The sequence below is a fragment of the Vibrio sp. sp1 genome, from assembly GCF_016920955.1.
In the GTDB taxonomy this organism is placed as follows: domain Bacteria; phylum Pseudomonadota; class Gammaproteobacteria; order Enterobacterales; family Vibrionaceae; genus Vibrio; species Vibrio alginolyticus.
In genome coordinates this window covers 1826474-1851725 of the sequence record NZ_CP060589.1, presented here as the reverse complement: position 1 = coordinate 1851725, position 25252 = coordinate 1826474, and the positions used below count along the sequence as shown (strand labels likewise).

General features: G+C 44.8%; 18 protein-coding genes. 5 read left to right on the top strand and 13 right to left on the bottom strand.

The features are described from left to right. The first annotated feature begins 36 nt into the window (after positions 1 to 36). The gene (gene dhaR, locus H9L11_RS08780) at positions 37 to 1962 is read left to right on the top strand and encodes a dihydroxyacetone kinase operon transcriptional regulator DhaR (RefSeq protein ID WP_054576652.1); all 1926 of its coding nucleotides are present in this window, start codon (positions 37 to 39) and stop codon (positions 1960 to 1962) included. 80 nt (positions 1963 to 2042) lie between these two features. Here dhaR and ptsP read toward each other — a convergent pair whose 3' ends face one another. Continuing rightward, the gene (gene ptsP / locus H9L11_RS08775; protein ID WP_205390705.1) at positions 2043 to 4442 is read right to left on the bottom strand and encodes a phosphoenolpyruvate--protein phosphotransferase; all 2400 of its coding nucleotides are present in this window, start codon (positions 4440 to 4442) and stop codon (positions 2043 to 2045) included. A gap of 85 nt (positions 4443 to 4527) precedes the next feature. Between ptsP and H9L11_RS08770 the strand changes: the two genes are divergently transcribed. Next, on the top strand, positions 4528 to 5559 hold the full coding sequence (locus tag H9L11_RS08770) for an IS630 family transposase (protein ID WP_001927356.1): 1032 nt from the start codon (positions 4528 to 4530) through the stop codon (positions 5557 to 5559). Here the strand turns inward: H9L11_RS08770 and dhaL are convergent. Then, positions 5537 to 6178, bottom strand: a complete 642-nt coding sequence (gene dhaL / locus H9L11_RS08765; protein ID WP_205390704.1) for a dihydroxyacetone kinase subunit DhaL — start codon at positions 6176 to 6178, stop codon at positions 5537 to 5539. The genes H9L11_RS08770 and dhaL overlap by 23 nt on opposite strands. 15 nt (positions 6179 to 6193) lie before the next feature. After that, on the bottom strand, positions 6194 to 7252 hold the full coding sequence (dhaK, locus tag H9L11_RS08760; protein ID WP_047101950.1) for a dihydroxyacetone kinase subunit DhaK: 1059 nt from the start codon (positions 7250 to 7252) through the stop codon (positions 6194 to 6196). Positions 7253 to 7605: 353 nt separating this feature from the next. Between dhaK and H9L11_RS08755 the strand changes: the two genes are divergently transcribed. Continuing rightward, positions 7606 to 8688 (top strand): glycerol dehydrogenase, encoded by a 1083-nt coding sequence (locus H9L11_RS08755; RefSeq protein WP_005379703.1) that lies wholly within the window; start codon positions 7606 to 7608, stop codon positions 8686 to 8688. A gap of 82 nt (positions 8689 to 8770) precedes the next feature. On the opposite strand, the gene glmS is transcribed toward H9L11_RS08755, so the two are convergent. Next, complete coding sequence (gene glmS, locus H9L11_RS08750; protein ID WP_033906046.1) at positions 8771 to 10603, bottom strand: glutamine--fructose-6-phosphate transaminase (isomerizing); 1833 nt, start codon at positions 10601 to 10603, stop codon at positions 8771 to 8773. A gap of 110 nt (positions 10604 to 10713) precedes the next feature. Then, the gene (locus H9L11_RS08745) at positions 10714 to 11475 is read right to left on the bottom strand and encodes a DeoR family transcriptional regulator (protein ID WP_033906045.1); all 762 of its coding nucleotides are present in this window, start codon (positions 11473 to 11475) and stop codon (positions 10714 to 10716) included. A 433-nt stretch (positions 11476 to 11908) separates the two neighbouring features. Between H9L11_RS08745 and pykF the strand changes: the two genes are divergently transcribed. After that, the gene (gene pykF, locus H9L11_RS08740; RefSeq protein WP_005392243.1) at positions 11909 to 13321 is read left to right on the top strand and encodes a pyruvate kinase PykF; all 1413 of its coding nucleotides are present in this window, start codon (positions 11909 to 11911) and stop codon (positions 13319 to 13321) included. A gap of 199 nt (positions 13322 to 13520) precedes the next feature. After that, a complete protein-coding gene (locus H9L11_RS08735) occupies positions 13521 to 14165 on the top strand; it encodes a GntR family transcriptional regulator (protein ID WP_033906044.1) in 645 nt (214 codons plus the stop codon). Between the two features lie 54 nt (positions 14166 to 14219). Here the strand turns inward: H9L11_RS08735 and H9L11_RS08730 are convergent, their stop codons facing one another. The 8 genes from H9L11_RS08730 to H9L11_RS08695 all read right to left on the bottom strand — a co-directional run bounded on the left by H9L11_RS08730 (position 14220) and on the right by H9L11_RS08695 (position 25046). Continuing rightward, positions 14220 to 16100 carry a diguanylate cyclase gene (locus H9L11_RS08730; RefSeq protein ID WP_005379698.1) on the bottom strand — a complete coding sequence of 627 codons (1881 nt, stop codon included), beginning with the start codon at positions 16098 to 16100 and terminating at the stop codon, positions 14220 to 14222. Between the two features lie 110 nt (positions 16101 to 16210). Then, positions 16211 to 16705 carry an acetolactate synthase small subunit gene (gene ilvN, locus H9L11_RS08725; protein ID WP_005379697.1) on the bottom strand — a complete coding sequence of 165 codons (495 nt, stop codon included), beginning with the start codon at positions 16703 to 16705 and terminating at the stop codon, positions 16211 to 16213. Position 16706: 1 nt separating this feature from the next. Next, positions 16707 to 18431 (bottom strand): acetolactate synthase 3 large subunit, encoded by a 1725-nt coding sequence (locus tag H9L11_RS08720; RefSeq protein WP_005379695.1) that lies wholly within the window; start codon positions 18429 to 18431, stop codon positions 16707 to 16709. Between the two features lie 449 nt (positions 18432 to 18880). Continuing rightward, positions 18881 to 20689: a long-chain fatty acid--CoA ligase gene (locus tag H9L11_RS08715; RefSeq protein WP_033906039.1), complete on the bottom strand. Its 1809-nt coding sequence runs from the start codon at positions 20687 to 20689 to the stop codon at positions 18881 to 18883. 293 nt (positions 20690 to 20982) lie between these two features. Beyond that, positions 20983 to 21942: a LysR family transcriptional regulator CalR gene (gene calR, locus H9L11_RS08710; RefSeq protein WP_005379693.1), complete on the bottom strand. Its 960-nt coding sequence runs from the start codon at positions 21940 to 21942 to the stop codon at positions 20983 to 20985. Positions 21943 to 22497: 555 nt separating this feature from the next. Then, positions 22498 to 23544, bottom strand: a complete 1047-nt coding sequence (locus H9L11_RS08705; protein ID WP_005379691.1) for an MJ1255/VC2487 family glycosyltransferase — start codon at positions 23542 to 23544, stop codon at positions 22498 to 22500. A gap of 3 nt (positions 23545 to 23547) precedes the next feature. Beyond that, a complete protein-coding gene (locus H9L11_RS08700; RefSeq protein ID WP_033906038.1) occupies positions 23548 to 24096 on the bottom strand; it encodes a phosphatase PAP2 family protein in 549 nt (182 codons plus the stop codon). A 152-nt stretch (positions 24097 to 24248) separates the two neighbouring features. Beyond that, on the bottom strand, positions 24249 to 25046 hold the full coding sequence (locus H9L11_RS08695; RefSeq protein ID WP_167415663.1) for an SH3 domain-containing protein: 798 nt from the start codon (positions 25044 to 25046) through the stop codon (positions 24249 to 24251). Positions 25047 to 25252 lie beyond the last annotated feature (206 nt).

Genomic DNA, 25252 nt, shown 5'->3' with positions numbered 1-25252 from the left:
CAGACCAATCTATCGCTAGTATTGAAACGGGATCGCATGCTTTCAATCGAAGACACTAAAACTAAGTGGGAGTTTTTCCAGAAACACCACTGGGTATCTCCAGAATTTTCCCGCACTCCCGTCCTCGAGTCGTGGGAGCGTTGCATAAAGCAATGCAGCCCTTATACCTGGTCAAAACCACATATTGCCTCTGGTTTTACCTTCTCATCTCTGATGAAACGCAACGAGCACCTCATCGAATGCGCCACTACCGTACTTGAAGACACTTACGATATGCTAGGAGACGAAGACCTGCTATTGATGGTGACTGATGGCAACGGCTGTATTCTCTCCACCGTCGGGCACGACTCTATGCGACAAGAGATGCAAGCACTCGGTATTAAACAAGGCTGCTTTCTGTCTGAAGGGAAAATTGGCACAAATGCAGTCAATCTCTGTATCAACACTCACATCCCATGTGAAGTTTTTGCTGCAGAACATTTCAATCGCCACTTGCACTCTTATGCCTCTGTAGCGGCGCCTGTTTTCGACCAATTTGGCAAATTACGCGGTACAACATGCCTTTTCAAAAAAACGGAAAGCTATAAGAAAGAAGACTTAGTCATCATCGCGTCGAGCGCGAAAGAAGTCAGTTTGCAAATCCACATTCAGTCGGAACAAGAAAACATGAACCGCCTTACTTGTGCGCACAACGCAACGTTAGAATGCATGGATGACGGCCTTCTGGCCTGGGATGAAGAAAGCCGTATAACCATGGTAAATCACCAGTCCGAGCGTTTGTTAAACATTGAAGCCAGTCAGGTCTTGGATAAAGAAGTCTTTGCTGTTTTACGCTTCCCGCCAAATGTCCTCAATAGTATTGAGTCGGGTGCAAGCATCAACCGAAAACTCACAACGGTAGAGGTTCGTGGCGAGTTTGTTGAGGCGATCATCACCTTGCGTCCACTCAACGACGGCACACACTTATTGTTCTTGCACCCTATCGATAAAATTCGCGAACTTGCTCAACAACAAATAGGTGGCAGTGCGCGCTATACGTTCAGCACTTTGCCTGTCATTTCACGAAAAATGAAGCATGTCATTACCGTTGCAAAACGGGCCATAAAGTCCAAATCACCGATTCTAATTACAGGTGAAGAAGGTGTAGGAAAAGCCACTCTCGCCATGGCGATCCATAACGAAAGCACTTACAAAGAAGGGCCGTTCATTACGCTCAACTGCCGCTCCATCAATACAGAGCAACTGGTCAAAGAAACCCTAGGCTACGACGAAGGACAAGGCATGCCTTCTAAGTTTGAACTCGCCCATGGCGGTACGCTCTTTTTAGAGAAGGTGGAATATCTGTCGCCCGATTTACAAGCCGTGTTACTTAAGTTGTTAAAAACTGGGCTCGTCAGCCGCAGCGACAGTTTGCGATTGATCCCCGTAGACTTTCAACTTATTACGAGCACCGCTTCAGAGATCAGCGAGTATGTCACTCAGCGCTCATTTGGTCGGCAACTTTATTATGAAATCTCCTCGAACGAGCTGCATATTCCGCCACTACGAAAGCGTAAAGAAGACATTGAATTTCTCGTCCAGCAGCTTATCAGCCATTATGAACGCCGCCACAATGTGACGATCTCGATAGAGCCAGTCGCACTGGAAGCGTTGATGAATTTTCGTTGGTCAGGCAACAACTCTGAATTAAGAAACCGAACTGAGCGAATTTTGCTGAACCGCAGTTCCAACTTAATCAAGCTGAACGATATTCCTGAAGACATTAAACTGAATTCTCGCCATACCGCAGAAAATACGCCAGTAATCACGTTAGAAGAAGCCGAGAGAAGAGCTATCGTTCAGGCTTGGAATCAGTGTGATGGCAAAATGCATGATATGGCGAAAGCATTGCAAATTGGCCGCACGACCTTATGGAGAAAAATTAATAAGTTTGGGCTGCAGGAGCAAATGAAGCTGTATTAAGTCGTGAATTGGCGTTCCTATAACAAAAGTAAAACCGGCGTAAGCACGCCGGTACAGATGTACTAACGATAAGGTATCGATTAAACATCGACAGACAACTGACGAATCTGCGCTTTTAGTCCCGGGAGCATACTCGAACTGGCGCTGAATTTTCGCAACCCCACGCGAAGCAATGTTTCTGTGGCATTTGGATCGCTAGCCATCTCACCACACATACTAACCGGTATGCCCGCGCGATCGCCTGCTGCACACGTGAGCTCAATGGCTTTTAGTACCGATGGTTCAAAGTAGTTCACCAATTCAGCAACAGCGGCGTTACCTCGATCGGCGGCCATAACATATTGAGTCAAATCATTGGTGCCGATAGAGAAAAAGTCGACTTCTTGTGCTAACGCATCAGCATTCAACACCGCGGCTGGTACTTCAATCATAATACCGACAGGTAAATGAGTCGCATCCAAGCCAAGTTGGTTTGCTTGATGTGCCAACAGCGCTTTTACTTTTCTCACTTCTTCAACCTGGGCCACCATCGGTATCATCAATTGAATATTCGGTTGCTCGTGAAAGGCTCTCAGAATGGCTCGAAGTTGGGCGGTAAACAATGACTCATGTTGAAGGCACAACCGCACCCCTCTCAAACCTAAAAATGGATTATCTTCCGATGGCATAGGATAAGCGGCTAAAGGCTTGTCACCGCCAACATCTAAACTTCTAATCGTAAGTGGCTTATCACCAAGTGCGGCGGCAATATCACGATAGACTTGATATTGCGCTTCCTCAGTTGGCAACTCATCACTGTTTTGAAATAGAAACTCAGTCCGAAATAGACCAATGCCCTCAGCTCCTGATGTTAGTGCATCATCAATATCTTTCGGTCCACCAATATTGGCGAATACTGGAATATGGACACCATCACAGGTGACTGCGGCTTGCTGAGCACTCGCTAGTGCACTTTGTCGGGTGCTTTGCCACTCAATTTGTTGCGCTTCTAATTCCTGTTGTATGGCATCTGAAGGAGAGAACCATAAATGCCCTCGAAAGCCATCAATAGTCACCACTTGCCCAGCACGCACAGCATCAAGACAACCCTGAGCTTTAACGATGGCAGGAATCCCCATCGCACGAGCAAGAATCGCACTGTGAGAGGTTTTTCCTCCTTCACTCAAACAGATACCAAGCACTTTAGATTTATCAAGCCCGGCCACATCAGAAGGCATAAGGTCACGGGCCAACAAAATACTCGGTTCCTGAATGTCGATGGCATTAGGCGTTACGCCTGTCATTTCGACCATAACTTGGCGTGCTATATCATGCACATCTGCTTCGCGTTCCCGCATGTACTGACTTTCTGCCTGGCGAAACTCTTTGGCCAACGTTTGCAGTGATTCTACCCAAGCTTGCTCGGCTATCATGCCCGTTTGAATTCGCGACTCGACCGATGCCCATAATTCTGGGTCACTGAGCATCATGCTATGAGCGGAAAATATTTCCCCTTTCGGCTGCTTCGCTTGCTCCTGCAAATGTTGAACAACCACGCCTATCGCACGCTTAACCCGTTCAATTTCATCTTGTTCACTTTGGAAATCACGTTCAGGCACTGCTGGCATTTCATGAGTAAAAAGGACAGCAGGAGCAGTAGCGATACCGTCATTGACTCTAATACCAACAACAGCACCTTCAATCTGATTTGAGGTCATGCCATCGAGCAGAGTATCCGAGCTTTCTTCAGGTTCGATAATGCCTTGCTCAACCGCCTCTTTTTCTCCGAAGTGCTCACTAGCTAAGGCTTCAAATGCCTTGATTGCTTCACTGGATTGAGGTCCAAGTGCGCATAAGGTGATCGTCTCTTGACTACGAACGCCAAGTTTCGCAATGCTGTTCAAGCTTTTCGCGTTCACACGGCGCTCGCCTTTTTTCAACCATAATTGGCAGTCGAAAGGCGCGAGTGCACCAACAATGGCCGCAGCGGGACGAGCATGTAATCCATGCGGATTTTGCACTACCCAATCAAATGTCCGTTCTTGCTCAAAGTTCTCTGATACTGGCGCTATCTCAGCGGATGTTAGTGGCTGATCACCAAGATGCTCTCGTTTTACGCTTAACGCATTCTGTGCCTCTTCGACTACCGTCGATAAAGGTAGCCCGGCAGCAGCAGCCACCGACGCCGCCATGGTCCCTTCAACAATAGGTGCCGAGATAAGGGTGACATTTTCCCTCACATGATCATCAACCAGATCCAGAGCCATTTCCGTGCTAAGCAACGCGCTGCCAAGATCCATCAACACAACAACCCCTTGTTGATCTTGTACCTGCTCAATCGCTTCCATCACGGCAATGGCATCGGTTCCGATCGGGTTCTCTGGATCATCAATCCCAGCAGCAATCGCAAGCTTGGCTTTGCCTTGCGTCATTTGGGTAGCAAGTTCTGCCACCCCTTCTGCAAGTCGACGACTATGAGATACAACTACAATTCCCACCATCTTAATTACCTGCTATTGCCTGCTGTATACCCGTGATCATTGAAGATGCTTGATTTTCGATAGAATCAGGAGCATGCTACGAACCATGAAAATTACACTGACTCCTCAACAGAAACTGCAACTCGAACAAATGCACGACATTGAACGTGATAGTCGAGTTTGCGACCGTATTAAGGCTGTTTTGCTGGCTTCTGAAGGCTGGAGTCAGACTATGATTTCACAAGCTCTTCGTATTCATGAATCGACCGTTGCTCGTCATCTCAGCGACTACGTTCTTTCTGAAAAACTTAAGCCTGAAAATGGCGGAAGCCAAAGCAAGCTTTCTGCTACTCAAACCATGCACCTAATCGAGCATTTGACTGAGAAAACCTATTCTCATACGCATCAAATTGTCACTTACGTTAAAGAGACATTTGGACTGGATTACACGGTTTCTGGTATGAATAAATGGCTTCACCACAATGGTTTTAGCTACAAGCAACCGAAAGGCGTACCACACAAGTTTGATGAAGCACAACAGCAAGCATTTATAGAGGCTTATGAAGCGTTAAAGGCAAGCTGTGGCAAGGATGAATCGATAGTCTTTATCGACGCAGTTCACCCAACACTATCAACAAAAATATCTCATGGCTGGATACGAACTGGTCAGGATAAAGTGATTGAAACAACGGGTAATCGTAGCCGATTGAACATTATTGGCGCACTGAACTTGTCGGATATTGGAGCAACCATTGTTCACAACTATGAGAGCATTAACAGTGAATCGATTGTTCGCTTTTTCTGTGAGTTAAGAAAGAGTTATCCCTTAGCTCATAAGCTTCATATCATCTTGGATGGTGCGGGATATCACCGCAGTGACTTAGTCAAAGATGCGGCGTTTGTCCTGAATATTGAACTGCATTATCTTCCACCTTACAGTCCAAACCTCAACCCAATCGAGCGGCTATGGAAAGTAATGAATGAGAAGTCGAGGAACAACGTTTACTTCAAAAGAAAACGGGACTTCAAGGCGGCAATAGACCAATTTTTTGCAGTGACTCTTCCAGAGATCGCAGGCTCTTTGACATCTCGAATTAATGATAATTTTCAGGTTCTCAAGCCAGCATCTTCAAGTTGATTCGGTATAGTGCTTTAATCATTAACAGAGAAGAGGTTGCACCGGGGTCTTGATGGCCAATACTACGTTCACCTAAATAGCTTGCTCGCCCTTTTTTCGCCAACATTTCAATCGTGGCAACCGCGCTCGTTTCTGCTAGCTCAACCATTTCATTCAGTAAGTGATCGGCGCTCATGCCATTTTCTAACGACGCCTTCACGCTAACTAAAACGGGTAACCAAACATCACACATGGTTTTATCACCCAGTTCCGCTTTACCACGAGACACTACGCCATCCACACCGCTTTTTAGTGCATCCACTAACTCTTCAAATGTTAATTGCTCTCGAGTTCCGACAGCGGCAGCCGTGCGAATAAACAGCGTGCCATACAGCGGACCACTTGCCCCACCAACACTAGAAAGTAAGGTCATGCCCGTATTCTTGAGAATGCTGCCGATATTTTGGTCCGCAAATTGCGGCAGTTTTTCAGCAACTTTTTTAAAGCCACGGTTCATATTGAGACCATGGTCTGCGTCACCAATATCACGATCAAGGTCGGTCAGAAAATCTTGATTCTCTTGATACGTTTTTGCACATAACTCTAGCCAGTGAACGATATGTTGTTTTTCAATTTGCATGTTTGCTCCCCCCTCTTACCACTTGATCGCGGCCGTATCGACAGGAGCATCAAACAGCTCCAACATCTCTTTGTCTGCCTTCAGAAACGTAATCGAAACGCCTTCCATATCGAGTGACGTACAGAAGTTACCGACCATATTCCGCACGATACGGAACCCCGCTTGCTCGCAGTTATGAGCAAGACGGCGGTACACTCCGTAAAGCTCTGAAGTTGGCGTACCACCCATACCATTCACCATCACGATGTAGTCGTGCTCAGCGGCGAAAGGCTCAATGCTGGATTCCACTTCATCCCATTCACCTTCGTCACGATTCCAAATACGCAATGTGCGCTGATAAGGCGTGTTTTCAGCAACTTCAGCAAACATCTCATCCACTAACGTATCGGCGTCGGTGTATTTCACTCGCTTGATACCTGGTTCACCATGGATACCAACACCAAACTCCACTTCATCATCTTCCAGAACAAAAGATGGTTTACCTGCTGCGGGTACAACACAAGCATTAAGCGCCACGCCAAATGAACGACAGTGATTATTCACGCGACGAGCCAGCGCTTCACATTGCTCCAACGAATAACCTTTGCTCGCGGCAGCCCCAACTAACTTTTCAACCAATACCGTTCCAGCAACGCCACGGCGACCAGCGGTGTATAGGCTGTCTTTGACTGCAACATCGTCATCCACCAACACCGACCCAACTTTGATACCATCGGTATGAAGCAGCTCCACAGCCGTTTCAAAGTTCAACACATCACCGGTGTAGTTTTTAATGATAAACAGCACGCCCTCACCGGTATTCACTTGGTTGCCACATTCGTACATTTGATCAGGCGTAGGTGAAGTAAATACCTCTCCTGGGCAGGCGCCTGTCAGCATGCCTTTACCAATAAAACCTGCGTGCAAAGGTTCATGACCACAGCCACCACCAGAAACCAGTGCCACTTGCCCCGGCGTTTCCTCATGCCACATGTAACGAGGTTCGTAGTTCGCTTTTAGCTCAGGGCGGGACAATGCTAGGCCTTCCATTTGCTGCAATACAACATCATCGACTTGGTTAATTAACTTTTTCATCGTTCTATCTCATTCCATTTATATTTTTATGTAGGGTATGAATTCATCTTAAACAGAGAAAAAACGTGCTCAACAAAAATCAATCTGTTTCATATTGAAACAACGACTTCGGTATTTTCGTTTCAATATGAAACGAAAAACGACAGATTCGCTTGAATAGTGATCGGCGCCATAAAGCATGCTGATGCTTATTACTTCTGACAGTCGGTTTGACACAGAGGTCATAAAAGCATGGAACAAAACCAGAGATATCCTTCACCACCTACCACACCAAACCTAATATAAACCTTATCCCTACAATGGATATTCATTGCAGTCCAAAACACACATAAAAAAGGTTAAAGGTTTGAATTATGGACAAAATTATTATCAGCCCAAGCAAATACGTCCAAGGTGAACAAGTACTTACATCTATCGCTCACTATGTGAAAACATTAGGTGAACGTCCGTTAGTAATTGCCGATGAGTTCGTGACTAACCTGGTTGGTGATGACGTCAAACAAAGCTTTGCTGACGAAAAGCTTCCACTCACTATGAACATTTTTGGTGGCGAATGTTCGCGCGTTGAGATTGAACGCATCACGGACATTTGTGCCACTCAGAAACACGATGTCATTGTCGGTATTGGTGGTGGTAAAACGTTAGATACAGCAAAGGCTGTTGCGTTTTACACAAAAATTCCTGTCGTGGTGGTTCCTACGATTGCCTCGACAGATGCACCAACCTCAGCGCTTGCGGTGATATACACACCTGAAGGTGAATTTGCAGAATATTTGATGATCCCTAAAAACCCAGACATGGTCATCATGGATACGTCAGTCATCGCCAAAGCCCCTGTTCGCTTACTTGTATCGGGGATGGGCGACGCGCTTTCCACCTACTTTGAAGCTCGTGCCAACATGACTTCTGGTAAGGCAACAATGGCTGGTGGGTTAGCGACGCGTTCAGCACAAGCGCTTGCGAAACTTTGCTATGAAACCTTGCTTGAAGATGGTGTAAAAGCAAAAGCTGCGGTAGAAAATGGTGTGAGCACCAAAGCGGTAGAAAACATTATTGAAGCCAATACATACCTAAGCGGTATCGGTTTTGAAAGCAGTGGTCTAGCGGGTGCTCACGCTATTCATAACGGCCTAACTAAGCTTGAAGAGTGTCATCATCTCTATCATGGTGAGAAAGTCGCGTTCGGCACACTAGTTCAGCTGGTACTAGAAAACGCAGCGATGGAAGAGATTAATACGGTTCTTGCATTCTGCCGCTCTGTAGGTCTACCAACCAACTTATTTGATATGGGCGTTAAAGAGCTTAACCACGCTAAGTTGCGCGAGGTCGCCGAAGCCTCAACGGCCGAGGGAGAAACCATCCACAATATGCCATTCCCAGTGACGGCAGAAAATGTCTACTCTGCAATTCTAACCGCTCACCAGTTGGGTCAATAACTCACCCCCTTAAAGTGGGCTTAAATAAAAAAGCGGCACATACTCTCGCATGTGCCGCTTGGATTTTTGCTGTTAAGCGTAATTACTCAACCGTTACCGCTTTCGCCAGGTTACGTGGTTGGTCTACGTCCGTACCTTTGATCAGTGCTACGTAGTAAGACAGCAATTGCATTGGGATGGTGTAGTAGATCGCCGCCGTGATTTCACTAACGTGAGGCATCGTGATGATCTTCATTGTTTCATCGCCTTCGAAGCCTGCGTCTGCATCTGCGAATACATACAGAAGACCGCCACGCGCACGTACTTCCTCAACGTTTGATTTTAGCTTTTCAAGTAGGTCGTTGCTTGGTGCAACCACAACAACAGGCATGTCAGCATCAATCAGCGCAAGAGGACCGTGTTTTAGTTCACCCGCCGCGTACGCTTCTGCGTGGATGTAAGAGATCTCTTTCAGTTTTAGAGACGCTTCCATCGCGATTGGGTAGAACTCGCCACGGCCTAGGAACAATGTGTGGTGCTTGTCTGCAAAATCCGTTGCTAGTGCTTCAATTTCTTTCTCGAAAGAAAGTGCCGCGTTGATTTGCTTAGGAAGTGCATGCAGCGCTTCAACAATCTCTTTTTCTTTCTCTTTGCTGATGCGGCCTTGCTCTTTACCTAGTGCTGTTACCAGCATAAGTAGTGCAGAAAGCTGAGTCGTGAACGCTTTGGTTGAAGCCACGCCGATTTCGACGCCAGCGCGAGTCATGAATGCAAAATCTGATTCACGAACCAGAGAAGAGCCTGCTACGTTACAAATGGTCATCGCCGCCATATAACCTTTCTCTTTCGCAAGACGAAGTGCTGCTAACGTATCTGCAGTTTCACCAGACTGAGACAACGTAATAAGAAGGCTGTTTGGACGAGTCACAAACTTGCGGTAACGGAACTCAGACGCGATTTCTACATCACAGCTAACGCCAGCAATGTCTTCAAACCAGTAACGCGCTGTCATACCTGCGTTGTAAGACGTACCACACGCGACGATTTGTACGTGTTCTACTTTGCTTAGAATGTCTGCCGCGTGCACACCGATCGCGTCTGTCACAACAGAGTCTGCCGTGATACGACCTTCCATTGTGTTGATCAACGCTTTAGGTTGCTCATAGATTTCTTTTTGCATGAAGTGACGGTATTGGCCTTTATCACCTGCATCATGCTCTGCGTTAGATTCAACAATTTCACGCTCAACTGGCTCACCCGTTGCATCAAACACAGTGACTTCACGGCGAGTAATTTCTGCTACGTCCCCTTCTTCTAGGTACATGAAACGGCGCGTAACGTTAAGTAATGCAAGTTGGTCAGACGCTAGGAAGTTTTCACCTACACCAAAACCGATCACGATCGGGCTGCCTGAACGCGCTACTACGATGCGTGAAGGATCTTTGCGATCCAACGCTACCGTGCCGTATGCGCCTTCAAGTTGTTTTGCTGTTTTTTGTACCGCTTCTAATAGCGTTTCTGAAGTACGAAGTTCCCACTCAACCATGTGTGCGATAACTTCTGTATCCGTTTGCGATTCAAACACGTAGCCACGAGATTGAAGCAGCTCACGCAGCTCTTCATGGTTTTCGATGATGCCGTTATGGACAACTGCGATATCACCAGACATGTGTGGGTGAGCATTGATTTCAGAAGGTTCACCGTGCGTCGCCCAACGAGTGTGCGCAATGCCAGTTCCGCCGATCACTTTTGCTTCTTCTACTGCATCAGCCAATTCTTGTACTTTACCCAAGCGACGAACGCGCGTTAGGTTTGATTCGCCATCAACAACCGCAACGCCAGCAGAGTCGTAACCGCGGTACTCTAAGCGGCGTAGACCTTCAACCAAAATTTCTGCAACATCTCGTTGTGCTACTGCACCTACGATTCCACACATGTGTTTATCTCCGTTTGTAGTTTTGTTCTTCCCTAGCCATGATTTCAAATAGAGGCAGCAAGCAAAGGCCTTTATCCAGAGGGAAGTGAAATATGAAACTGATTACATCATTAGGCGCAAATGACTTTCACGCCATGTTGTTCAATCTGTACTTTATGCTCTGCTTGGATATCTGCATCGGTCACCAACACATCAACTTGATGCCAAGCGAGCTCTAAGTTTGGGATCTTACGGCCGATTTTTTCGGACTCTATCATTACGATCACTTCACGTGACGCTTCTGCCATTACCTTACTTAAGCCAACCAACTCATTAAATGTCGTGGTTCCACGCTCGAGATCGATGCCATCCGCACCGATGAATAGTTGGTCAAAGTCGTAAGCTCGTAATACAGATTCGGCTACTTTGCCTTGAAAGGACTCTGAGTGCGTATCCCAAGTACCGCCAGTCATCAGCAGTGTCGGTTCGCTCTCTAATTCATTTAGGGCGTTAGCAACATGCAACGAGTTGGTCATGACCACTAAGCCACGTTTGTCATTCAACTGTTGAATCAGCGCGGCAGTCGTGCTGCCACTGTCGATCACGATGCGATTATGCTCGCGAATCAATGATGCTGCTGCTTTTGCTAAGCTTAACTTTCGAGTCGAAACATTAGCGCCCAATTCTTCGTGAATGACTTCCTTTGGGATAGCAATCGCACCGCCATAGCGGCGTAGAAGTTGGCCGTTTTTCTCTAAAGAAGCTAAATCCTTTCTAATCGTGACCTCTGAGGTTTCGAATTTCTGAGCAAGTTCATCAACGCTGACTTCTCCTAGTTCAGAAACCAAGTTAGAAATGGCGTGTCTTCTTAATTGAGTATTTCGTTTCGACATTTAAGTTTTGACTTTAAGTTTCGATGTGAAACTTATTATAGTCAAACCGAAACTTTCAAGTCCATTTATTTCGATCCAAAAAATTAATATTTCTCGATAAAACCTTGTCCTAAGACAATTCTTAAACAGTGATATTGGATTCATTCAGTGGTAGAATTCGCCACCGAAAAGAAAAAAAATTACAGAATTGAAGGCTATTTTTTTGCAACTTTCTGCATATAAAGTGGGATTAGTCACAAAAAGGTAACCAAAATCGCCGATCTTTTAGTCATAAAATGACTAAACTTGGTGAAAGACTTTCAGAATCTGAAGTTCTAATAATGAGACGAAAAATCGGTGGATGACAGGTACTAAATGTCATCAAAAACGTCCTGACTTCAGAGTAAATAACCGACTTTCAAATTGTAACTATACTTACCGGAGAGTATCTTCCATGAAAAAGACCAAAATCGTATGTACGATTGGCCCTAAAACAGAATCTGTAGAGAAGCTAACTGAACTAGTTAACGCAGGCATGAACGTAATGCGCCTTAACTTCTCTCACGGTGACTACGAAGAACACGGCACTCGTATCGCGAACTTCCGTAAAGTAATGGAAGCTACTGGCAAACCACTAGCAATTCTTCTAGATACTAAAGGTCCAGAAATCCGCACTATCAAGCTAGAAGGCGGTAACGATGTTGATCTAGTAGCAGGTCAAGAATTCACTTTCACAACTGACACTTCAGTTGTAGGTAACAAAGATAAAGTTGCAGTAACTTACGCTGGTTTCGCAGCCGACCTAAACGTAGGTAACACTATCCTAGTAGACGACGGTCTAATCGAGATGGAAGTTATCTCTAAGACTGAAACTGAAGTTAAATGTAAAGTTCTTAACAACGGTGCACTAGGCGAAAACAAAGGTGTTAACCTTCCTGGCGTTTCTGTAAACCTACCTGCACTATCTGAAAAAGATAAGAACGACCTTAAGTTTGGTTGTGAGCAAGGCGTTGACTTCGTAGCAGCTTCTTTCATCCGTAAAGCGTCTGACGTTCAAGAAATCCGTGAAGTACTTGCTGCAAACGGCGGCGAGAACATCCACATCATCTCTAAGATCGAAAACCAAGAAGGTGTTGATAACTTCGACGAGATCCTAGAGCTTTCTGACGGCATCATGGTTGCACGTGGTGACCTAGGTGTTGAAATCCCAGCTGAAGAAGTAATCTTCGCTCAGAAAATGATGATCGAGAAGTGTAACCGTGCACGTAAGATGGTTATCACAGCAACTCAAATGCTTGATTCTATGATCAACAACCCACGTCCTACTCGTGCGGAAGCAGGCGACGTTGCTAACGCGGTAATGGACGGTACTGACGCAGTAATGCTTTCTGGTGAAACGGCGAAAGGTAAATACCCTGTTGAAGCGGTAACTATCATGGCTCAAATCGCGAACCGTACTGACTCAGCGCTAAAAGCTGAACTAGGTTCTCGTCTAGACAGCCCACGCCTACGCATCACTGAAGCAGTATGTAAAGGTGCAGTAGACACAGCTGAGAAACTAGCTGCTCCACTTATCGTTGTTGCAACTGAAGGCGGTAAGTCTGCACGTTCAGTACGTAAGTACTTCCCAACTGCAAACATTCTAGCGCTAACAACTAACAAGAAAACTGCTGCACAGCTAGTTCTAACTAAAGGTGTTACTCCTGTAGTTGTTGATTCAATCGAAAGCACTGACGCATTCTACGTAGCGGGTAAAGAACTTGCTCTAGAATCAGGTCTAGGTAACAAAGGCGATATCGTTGTTATGGTTTCTGGCGCTCTAGTTGCTTCAGGTACTACGAACACAGCTTCTGTACACGTGCTATAAGACTGAACTTTTAACACTTCAGTTTCTTGAGAAGGAGGGCTTATGCCCTCCTTTTTTATATGGCTTTCTTGCTCTCATAATAGGCTAATTGTATTATTTACCTCTATCAGAATTTCGTACTGTTTAATTTTATCGTCACGATTAAAGTTTCTATGAGGTGTATGTGTCTAGTCCCACTCTTACCGACAAAGTATTAAGAATGATCCGTCAGGATATTCTCGATGGCGAGCTTAAACCAGGTCAAAAACTCGTGGTTGCCGAACTCAAAGAGAAGTACAACGTAGGAGCGTCACCCATTCGAGAAGCATTGGTGCAATTATCTTGGAGCAAATACGTCAAACTCGAGCCGCAAAAAGGCTGCTGGGTTGCACCTATATGTAAAGATGAGTTACATGACTTGTACGAAAGCCTGCAAATGGTCTCCGCATGCTTACTCAGTAAGGCAATTACGATTGGCGATGAAAAATGGGAACTGGATGTACTAACTGCTTATCACAAGTTATCCCGAGTAAAACCTGGCGAAAGCTTTTGCTGGAGGGAATGGGAAGAGCGCCAAAATCAGTTTCTTACTGCGCTGTTTGAAGGTGCTGGCTCTGTCAATATGTTTGGGTTTTTCCGCGATCTACTCACGCAAATTAAACGCTACCAATACTTCGCGATGCAGATTTTAGGCACAGGGAACCCTGGGCACTGTAATCTCGATGAGCAAGAAATACTGATGAAGGCATCGCTAGACAAAAAGAGTCAGGATGCTTTAGGTTATCTAGAGCGTTATTTGAGACAGTCAATACAGTGTATCGAAGCCGCCATCGACAACCAATGTCGCATACTGGCTAGCGAATAACGCTGAGACTAAAAAGCGGGGGTCTATCCCCGTTTTTTCGTTTTTGTAAAAGCACTAAGCAATATCATCATAACTATGACATAGCGATACGCAGTTACGCCCTGCACTTTTTGACTCATACAAAGCAATATCAGCACATTTATACGTTCTTGTACGATCAGAGGTTAAATCACTATACCCAGCACTGACAGTAATGCCTCTATCACTACGCATTTGAACCGCGACACGTAGCCTGTTCAATACAATTTCAGCCTCTTCTAGAGTTGTATGCGGCATAATCACTGCAAATTCCTCACCACCGACACGAGATACAAAGTCTGTGCTGCGGACTTCTTCTAGGAGGGTTTCTGCGACACTACAAATCACCTTGTCTCCTTCGTCGTGGCCAAGCTCGTCATTAATACGTTTAAAGTGGTCAATATCAAACAACGCCAAACAAGCAGGAGGGCTATCAGGATAGCGTTCAATAATCCCCGCATATTGCGCCAATTGCTCTTCAAATTTTCGGCGGTTCCACAACCCCGTCAAGCCATCTTTTTCGCTTAGGTTTCGTAATTTTTCTTCTAACTCTTTTTGCCCAGAGATATCCACCAGCGACGTAATGTAATAACTCACTTTACCTGATTTGGTTAAATTCGCCTGAATACGCATTATTGCAGTAAAGACTTGATTAAACTTAGTTCGACAACGAATCTCCCCTTCCCATACGTGTTCACTCTTCAGTGTTTTCCAGATACTCAGGTTTGCTTCGAGATCTTCAGGTAAGAGAATTAAATGATGTGCACTCCAACCTTGGGCATGCTTGGTTGAGTAACCCATCATGTTTTCAAACTCTTGATTAACCATGATGATTCTATGTGAAGCATCCGAGATCATCACCGCAGTCATACCATCAAGAGCAGCTCGAGCCAACTTCGATTCCATACTATGACGCCGATAATGCAGAGCAAGGGCTGCCGTCGGCAAAGTGAAGCCGAGCACCAAACTTAGAACAAAAAACGCTTCTTGGATTAAGTCATCAATATCCCTCTGAGCTCGGGATAATAACTGCTCATTGGTAAGATCAATAACCAGATGAAGAGGTTCGCTAGAAACAAACTGGATGGTGCGATACGCGACCAAATTCGAACCATTGTAAGCATAGCCCGAATCTTTTGAATTTAAACTACGCCAAATGTTTGGGTACATCCGGCCAAAATTAAATTGAGAGCGAGCGGGAATTATATGGCCATACAAACGAGCTGATTTAGGGCTATCAATGTAAAATCCGTCACTCTTAATCAGCTCAATATGGAAATCAAGCACTGACGAATAGTTGAGTCGAGAGGATAAATAGTCAATATCAACATTAAGCACAAGATACCCTTCGCGCTTTCCGTTAAGCGAAATAGGCATCAAAATACGCAGTGACGGGCTATAGGGATAGACTAACTCGCCATACTCTCGTTCTAAACCTATCCCCCACGAAGCGATTTCGCCATCGTCTAAGTTCTTAGCGAATTGAAAGTAATCTCGCTCTGACTTATTTTGCAATTTGATCGCGGGCAACGCAGCGCCTGTTTCAATCTCATAATTAATCCTCACTTTTTCTCGACCAGAAACATCAAGAAAGCGAATTTGCTTATACAACTTTTGATTGATTGCGACCGAGATCCACATGTCTTCTAAGATGGAACGGTTCACCCGGTTAGGTTGGCGCAGATATTCATACAGACTTTGGCTGTGACCAAGTAGGTCACTGATCGTTTCGATTTGATCCTGAATATTGCTGTATTCACGGCCAGTATAGGCCAATTGATGTAACGCTTCTTGAGCGGTGTTCTCAACATTGTTTTCTAACAACGTCAGATATTTCTGATAGTAGTAAGCGGCAGTGAGTGCACTAAAAAATAGTGCTGTCGCCAATAAGGTGCCGACTCGCTTAGGTACTTTCACACGTCTAATGCCTATCATGCTTACTAAAACGACAATTATATCATTAATTGTTATTTTCTAAACAAAAAAGCCACTTAGATTAAGTGGCTTTTCTATATGCAATCAGAGAGTTAAGGTTTGAGGGCTCGCTCTCCTCGCGCAATGCCAACGACACCACTACGAGCAACTTCGACAACTTCGGTCACTTCGGATATCGCTTGAATGAAGGCATCTAGCTTTTCACTCGTACCCGCAAGTTGTACGGTGTATTGGGAAGCCGTGACATCCACGATCTGGCCACGGAAGATGTCTGCCGTCCGCTTCACTTCTGCTCGCGCAAAACCACTGGCTTTCACTTTCACCATCATCAGTTCACGCTCAATGTGCTCATACTCGGTGACTTCTTGTACTTTCAGCACATCGATCAATTTGTGTAACTGCTTCTGAATTTGTTCCAACTGCATCTCATCAGATGTCGTGGTAATGTTCATTCGCGACAGGGTTTCATCATCAGTCGGTGATACCGTCAAAGATTCAATGTTGTAACCACGTTGAGAGAACAAACCAACAACACGAGACAACGCACCCGGTTGGTTTTCCAATAGCAATGAAATAATGTGTCTCATATTAAGTTCTCTCCGTTTTGCTTAGCCACATTTTATCCATACCCTCACCTTTGATTTGCATCGGGTATACGTGTTCGGTTTCGTCTACGTTAATGTCCACAAACACCAGACGATCTTTCATATCCAACGCTTTTTGTAGCCCTTCTTCGAGCTGATCAGGCGTTTCGATACGAATACCGACGTGACCATAAGCTTCTGCAATCGCTGCAAAGTCAGGAACAGAACTCATGTAAGAATTAGAGTGACGACCTTGATAAATAATGTCTTGCCACTGTTTTACCATGCCTAAGAATCGGTTGTTCAGGTTGATGATCTTCACTGGAATGTCGTATTGCATGGCTGTCGACAATTCTTGAATATTCATCTGAATACTGCCGTCACCAGTCACAACCACGACCTCTTCTTGTGGCATGGCAAACTTCACGCCCATGCCAGCCGGAAGACCAAATCCCATGGTGCCAAGACCACCAGAGTTTATCCAACGGCGCGGCTTATTGAATGGGTAGTACAGCGCCGCAAACATCTGATGCTGGCCCACATCAGACGCCACATATGCGTCACCATTAGTTAGCTTGTGCAGCGTTTCAATTACTTGCTGTGGCTTGATTCGTTCTGGAGACGTTTCATAAGACAAGCAGTTGCGGTCACGCCATACTTGAATGTCATCCCACCATGCAGTGATAGCATCTTGATCATTTCCACTACCTTGCTCTGCAAGCAGCCCGAGCATGGTTGTCAGCACTTTTTCCGCAGAACCTACGATCGGCAAATCCACTTTCACGTTTTTCGAGATCGATGACGGATCGATATCAATATGCATCACTTTTGCGTTTGGGCAGTACTTTTCAAGGTTGTTGGTTGTACGGTCATCAAAACGCACACCGATACCAAAAATAAGATCCGCTTCATGCATTGCCATATTAGCTTCGTAAGTGCCGTGCATACCCAACATGCCCAGTGAGTTTTTATGTGTACCCGGGAATGCCCCCAAGCCCATCAAAGTACTCACAACGGGTAGGTTCAGTTTGTCGGAAAGCTCTAAAATATGTTCATGGGCGCCAGAAATCACCGCACCACCACCGATATAAAGCACTGGTTTTTTCGCTTCTAATAGCGATTTAAGCGCTTTTTTAATCTGGCCTTTATGGCCCGAAGTTGTCGGCTTGTAAGAGCGCATTGAAAGCGTTTCTGGATATTGATAAGGCAGTTTGATTTGCGGGTTCATTACATCTTTTGGCAAATCAATCACAACTGGACCAGGTCGACCTGTAGTCGCGATATAAAACGCTTTTTTGATTGTTTCAGGAATATCTTCCGCTTTTTTTACTAAAAAGCTGTGTTTGACCACTGGGCGGGAGACACCGACGATGTCACACTCTTGGAAAGCATCATTACCAATTAGGCTATTTGGTACGTTACCCGAGATAACGATCATTGGGATAGAGTCCATATACGCTGTTGCAATACCCGTAATGGTATTGGTCGCGCCCGGCCCCGAGCACACAAGTACGACACCCGGTTTACCGGTAGCTCGAGCGTAACCATCTGCCATATGAGTGGCGGCTTGCTCATGCCTTACAAGTACGTGTTTGATTTGATCGGTTTTGGCATGCAGTGCATCGTAGATATCCAAAACAGAGCCACCTGGGTAGCCAAAGATCTGCTCTACGTGCTCTTCTATCAGAGATTGAACCACCATCTCTGCGCCTGACAACATTGCTGTCATAATTGCTCTCCTTAGCCAGTTTCCTCACCGTAAGGTCAACGGATTGGTCTGGTTTTACATAGTCTAGGTCTTATTCGTAGCCTAATCGAAATACTTCCACGTTTTCGGCTATGTCTTGCGTTCGTCATAACATCCCGCAAGGTTACCCAACAAATGTAACGTTTTATTATCAAAGGGTCTAATGAGAGATTGGTCTACTTTTTAAACAAGATACTAGTAATTAGAATGTTAGTAGGAATAGCAGCCACACATCTCCTATTTCACAGTACAACCTAAAAAATTAACGCTCAAAAAAAGAACATTATTTCATAAGGTTTTAGCTATAGGGTGCGAAATAGCGTTATTTGACGAGCAAAGCAGAAAAAATCAATGCAAACAAAAATCCCCAGCAATGCGCGATCACATCACTGGGGATTTTTTCATCAATATAAAATCTAAGTCAGCTTAAGTTACTTTTTATCCGACTTTTCCTTATACATTTCTTCAATTTCATCTTGGTATTTGTCATTGATGACTTTACGACGAAGTTTTTGAGTTGGCGTTAACTCACCATCATCCATAGAGAAAGCTCTTGGTAACAGTTTAAACTTCTTCACTTGTTCAAACTTTGCCAACTCTTTTTGAAGATCGTTCACCCGCTTCTCAAGCATTTCGACCACCTGGTGGTGCTTAATCAACTCAACGCGATCGTGATATTTGATATTCAGCTCTTTCGCGTACTCTTCTAGCGAGTCATAACAAGGCACGATAAGCGCAGAAACAAACTTACGAGTATCCGCAATGACTGCGATTTGCTCGATGAAGTGGTCTTTACCAATCGCACCTTCAATCATTTGTGGAGCGATGTATTTACCACCTGAAGTTTTCATCAACTCTTTGATACGATCGGTGATGAACAAGTTGCCATTTTCATCAATGTAACCAGCGTCGCCCGTTTTTAGGAAACCGTGCTCATCAAAGGTCTTTTCCGTCTCTTCTGGCATTTTGTAATAGCCACGCATCACCATTGGACCACGAACCAGAATCTCGTTATTTTCGCCAATCTTAACCTGTGCGCCAGGCATCGACATACCAATAGAGTCGGGGTTAAAACATTTATCATCCCAACACGATACTGTCGCCGTGGTTTCAGTCATGCCGTAGCCCAACTTAACGTTGATACCAATCGCATGGAAGAATCGACCGATGGTTTCATCCAGCTTTGCACCACCACAAGGCATAAAGTTGATTTGCCCGCCAAGTAGCGCACGCAGTTTGCTCAGAACCAACTTATCCGCCAAAGCGTATGACTTACGCAGCAAGAGCGATGGCTGACGTTTTTCTTGATGACAAGCGGCCATTTTTGCGCCCATGTTGACTGCCCAAGTAAACATGATCTTACGATGAATCGGCGCGCGAGACACTTTCTCATGAATCGCAGAGAAGATCTTCTCATAGAAACGCGGTACGGCACACATCACGGTAGGTCGCACCTGGCTCAGTGCATCACGTACTTGCATGGTGTCTTGCAAATAGCAGTTGGTCGCCCCTTTGTACAATACATAAAAGGTCCAAGCGCGCTCAAATACGTGTGACAACGGAAGGAAACATAATGACACGTCACTTTGAGAAAGGCTCAAGCGCTGATCGTGCCCTTCCAATTGCGCCGCAATGTTTGCGTAGTCCAACATAACGCCTTTTGGCTGTCCTGTTGTACCCGAGGTGTAGATGAGCGTGAGTAGATCATCTTCTTTTGCCTGATCTAAACGCGCGTCCAATTCAACTTGATATGTAGTGTCGCCTTTGGCAACAAATGCTTGCCAAGAGATAACGAAATCATGATCGCCAAGTTCTATATCATCAGACATCGCAACAATGAGCTCTAACTGTTCGCACTGGTCGAAAATGCTCACTGCTGCATCAAATTGAGGCTGTTCACCAACAAACAGAACTTTGACGTCTGCATTGTTAATGATGTACGCCGACTGAGCGGCAGTATTGGTTGGGTAAATAGGTACTGTCACGCTGCGTAATTGCAGTGCTGCGATATCAGCGATCGTCCATTGCGGCATGTTGTTCGAGAAAATGCCGATCTTATCTTGGACTCCTAATCCCTGAGCCAAAAGTGCAAGTGATAAAGCATCAACTTGCTGACCAAATTGCGTCCACGTAATACCTTGCCACTCCTCACCCACTTTATGCTTGAGTGCAACGCGTGTACCACCGTTCGCAATTTGTTCACGAATACGTTTAACGATATGAAAATCTAACTTGGCCATTCTTTTACTTACCTTTTGGCTTACAGGCGTAAGCTAATTGAGCGAACAAGTGTACTCACGGCTTGCTAAAACGCAACTGACCAGTATCAAACTTATCACTAATAAGAGACAACTATCACTTATACGTCGCGAACGTACCTCAAATTGCTGAATGATTACTCTATTTAACTTACTGTTTCGATTGTTGATTACGAAAACAAAAAGCCCCGAGAGACAAAAATCGCTCGGGGACCAATGAATTGTAAAAATTGATGATTACCAATATGGTCTAATCGAGAAGACCAAACGTCATCTTATTTTGCGGCAACGACTTCACCACAAGTGATCATCAGTTGATCGCGTAGCCAAATGTGGCCTTTATCTTTTTCACTTGATTCATGCCAGCTTAAGAAGCCGCTGATTTCTTTGTTCGCAAATGGGAAATCAAGAATTTGCAGTTGATCGCTGTTTACCGCATTTTCCGCCATCCAACGTGGTGCAATAGTCACAAGCTCAGATTGACCCACCACGTATAGTAGGTTGCTTAAACTAGAACCTTCATACGCCGCTTGGCAATCCAGTTCACGGTACGCTTGCTCTGAGAAACTACGTTGGCCATGCACTTTCGATAACTTCGCATGCTTTTCGTTAAGCAGTTGCTCAGCCGTCACACCACCTTGAATGCGTGGGTGGGTTTTTGATGCGATAACCACTAATTCATCTTTGAAGATTTCAGTACTTGAGAAACCTTGCTCATCAAAACGAGCGTAGTCGATCACGAAATCAATTTCTTGGTAGCGCATACGCTCAGACAACAAACGGTCAAATTCTGCATCTAGATGAAGCTGAACGTTTGGTGCTTGTTGATTCACTTTTGCCATGATCTTCGGAGCAAAACGCATGTCACAAGGGCTGCAAATCGCAAGCTTGAATAAGCGAGTCGAAGATTCTGGCTGGAATACGGAGCTAGGAAGTTCATTGCGAATCAGCTGCAGTGCTTGGCGAATAGGACCAAACAGTTGACGTGCTCGTTGCGTAGGCTGAATACCACGGCCTTGGCGCATGAATAGCTCGTCGTTAAACATCACTTTTAAGCGTGCCACGGCGTTACTTACCGCCGGTTGAGACATGCCTAGGTTATGTGCTGCACGAGTAATATTTTGCTCTTGCATTACAGCATCAAATACTGTCAGTAGGTTTAAATCTACACCACGCAAAGTGCTTTCCATACGGTAGCTAGCAATTGCGCTCATCGCGTCTTTCTTCTCTAACATTGAGTGCGCCTCTTTTGTAATCGTCAACTTTGTTCATTAAATTCATAACGAATAGAATCCCATCTCGCACAAAAGACGGCGGCTGGATTCGAATCATTTTACGAATAGATAACCTAACTTTTTATTATATTTATCGTCCGGATACTTCCGGCTCGAACTGTACTATCAACTAATCGATTGCGGTTTCGCAACTAGATTGATATTTAATCAGTAAATTTTAGCCAATTAGGTATTTATTTGTTAAATAACAAAGGCTTGATAAAAACATAAAAAACTATAAAACACGTAAAAATGCATTCTTTGAGGACGTATTTAGCAAATTGATAGGACAGGCGGTCAACACAAGCATGCATTTAGCTCAGTTATTAGTTGAAATAAGAACAACAGATGACAGCTATATCTCTGATTGAATTTTGCACTTATCAGTCAAATTATCAGCAAATACACACTGAATAGAAATGAGAGAGGAAGAATAAAAATGCAGCCTTCCAAACAGAAAGGCTGCAACAAAATCGTGTCAAAAATGGAAGGAACAATGTACTTAGAACAACGTACTTAAATGTTCGACACGTAACTTGGAAAATCAACCTGCTCCCACAGCTGTCTGGATAACTCTGCTTTTGAATCCCATGCACCTTGCAGTACCCAATGAACAATAGCCTGAGCAACATCTGGGTATTTCACACTTTCGGCTTGTTGCTCCTTTAGCCACTGGCGTACTGCGGAAATGTCTAAGCTCTCCATCGACATCGCAAGCCCTAAATCTTCTAAGGTCGCAACATTGCTCTGCTGCTCGAATTGACCCGCGAGTGGCTTTAGTAACAATTTTTTCCCCAAAGACAAGGCTTCTGAAGGAAGCTCAAACCCACCATTAGCAATGACACCACTACAGCGATGCAAATGATGCTGGAAGTTGCTGTGGCATAAAGGGCGCAGTTCTATGTTTTCTACCTGCTCACATTCGATCACATCCGGGTGATAACAGATAAACGCTTGTTGATTAAAGTGGAACAATAAGTCCGAGATATCTTCAATCGATTCGAACGGTAGATACACCAACACGAAGTCGTCGTTTTCTGCTTGGCTATCGACGGTATGCACTATCGGTGGTAACAAAGGTTGATCAAAATGATGCCAATGCAAACCAAGGTGGTGTTGAGAAGGCGCAAAGTATTCAATGACGGATTTATCTAACCAACTTGCTCCCTTTAGTGGCACCGGATAACGGAAAGCATTTTGGTGGCTGATACCAATAGAAGGCTTATTTTGTTGTCTGGCTGCCCACGCAGTCACAGGTTCGAAATCATTAATGATAAGATCGTAGGACGATAGATCGAGTTGCTTAACTTCTTTGAAAAACTGCACCAAATTGTTATTCAATGCTGTTTTCGCGTAGTTTACAGAGCCTTTTTCGGTAATAAAGGTGAAGCCTCGGCGAGTCTGGTAATCGCCAAATGCTTCCATTGAAAAATATTTTTCCGGCGCTCGCCCAGAAAACAAAAAGTCGACCTCAACATCGTGCTCTTTAAACGCATGACTCATCGCCCTTGCGCGTGCAATATGTCCGTTTCCTGTCCCTTGAACACCGTACAAGATTTTCATCAATTAGCCTCCTAACATCGCAATCGCTAATCCACCACAAAGACTGCCAAGCAGTGCACCAATGATGACATCGGTAAAAAAGTGCACACCCAATAAGATTCGCGCGGTTCCAATTAAACTTGCCCAAAAGAATGCAGCAACGCCTAGGCTCGGATAGAAATGGTCAATCAGCGTCGCCATGACAAACGCAGCGGCAGTGTGTCCTGAAGGAAGACTGTAGCGATCAGAGGGGGTAATAAAAGCAGGAAGGAGTGCATTAAGCTCTTCAGGGCGACGACGCTTAAAACTATTTTTCAGCGTCCAATAAATTGGTAGCTCGATAGCAAAAGCAAGTAAACCCGCCAGTAAAAACCAGACTCCTTGCTCCTTATCTAAATACCAAGCTAATAACCCCAACACCAAGTAAAGATGCCCGTCACCACTGTGGGAAACTCCTTTACTGATATTGGCGACTTGTTGATTAAAACGGTGCTTAAGACAAACACTAGAGAGCGCTAAATCAAACTTAGCAATGGTTGCAATTGGCTGTGTAATTGTCTCTATGGTTCTCATGTGACCTTTCCTTACTTTGACAACGCCTTTTTGTGAAAAGTAGGAGGTTTAGGTGACAACAGCATGACGGGAGTTTGGACAATTAATGACAAAGGCCAAATTAAGGTATGCCCAACGATTTATCTATTGGGCATAACCATAAAAATAGAACATTAAGAAGGGTTTGCTGGTTGCGGTTGAGGGGTGTCTATATACCAGACTTTTCTCTTCTTGCGGCAGGCGCGCAAAGAGCCCGTCGTCATGTCGCCATCTTTTGTAAGCTCATAGCTCAGTGAGCGGCAAGTATAGTTTCCCGACAGTTCATGCTCTATACTCGTTTGCTCCGTTTTACTCGATTTAGGCTCTAGTAGAGGGTTAGGCTGAGTAGATAAAATGTCACGATTTATCACATTGCTGCGCGCATAATCCTTATGGACATAACCTTTTATCACTCCTTTCTGTTCAACGAGAAACCAAGGTTGATCAACCACTTTTGCTAGCACATTAAAGACTTCCCCTTTCGATAATACGCCAAGCTTTGCCCCTTCAAGACTCGGTTTGGAGCGTAGGTTTAATGTGGTCTTAGAGCGGTAAGAGACATCCATAAACTCTACTGGGTTTGAGGTATCGACACCTTCAGTGGTTGGTCGGAAAACTTCCGCTTGCTGTTTCTCACTAGGCTGGACACGGATCTTCCACCAAGAATACGTTTCCGGATCTTTACCTTTAAACTTATTTCGGCTGTCAGACTCAAGGGCAACAAGCATCTGATTCAAGAACGATTCGCGTCCTTCATAACTCAAAAATCGATCCATTTGATCATTGATGACCATGACGCTCTGTGAGTGATCATTCATAACAACGGGGGAAGCCACTTCCACATAGGTCTGCGATTGAAACAGCTGACAACCCGACAAGCTGACCAGAGTAAGTACTATGGCTGAACGTCCAAATTGTTTTGTTAACCTCATTCTTTCCCTAACCCTTATATTTCTTTTACCTAGTGCAACTGCACTACTATAAATGGTCATTCAAAACTTTTGCCAAACAATTCGGACCTTTGTGTGACAAGTCGCAATCCCGATGCTTGTTTTGGTAATGAAACGTCGCAAACTTGATGAGAACTTACTTCTTCTAGCACGTTTCTATCGCATCATGTCGTTTCACTTAGTGCATC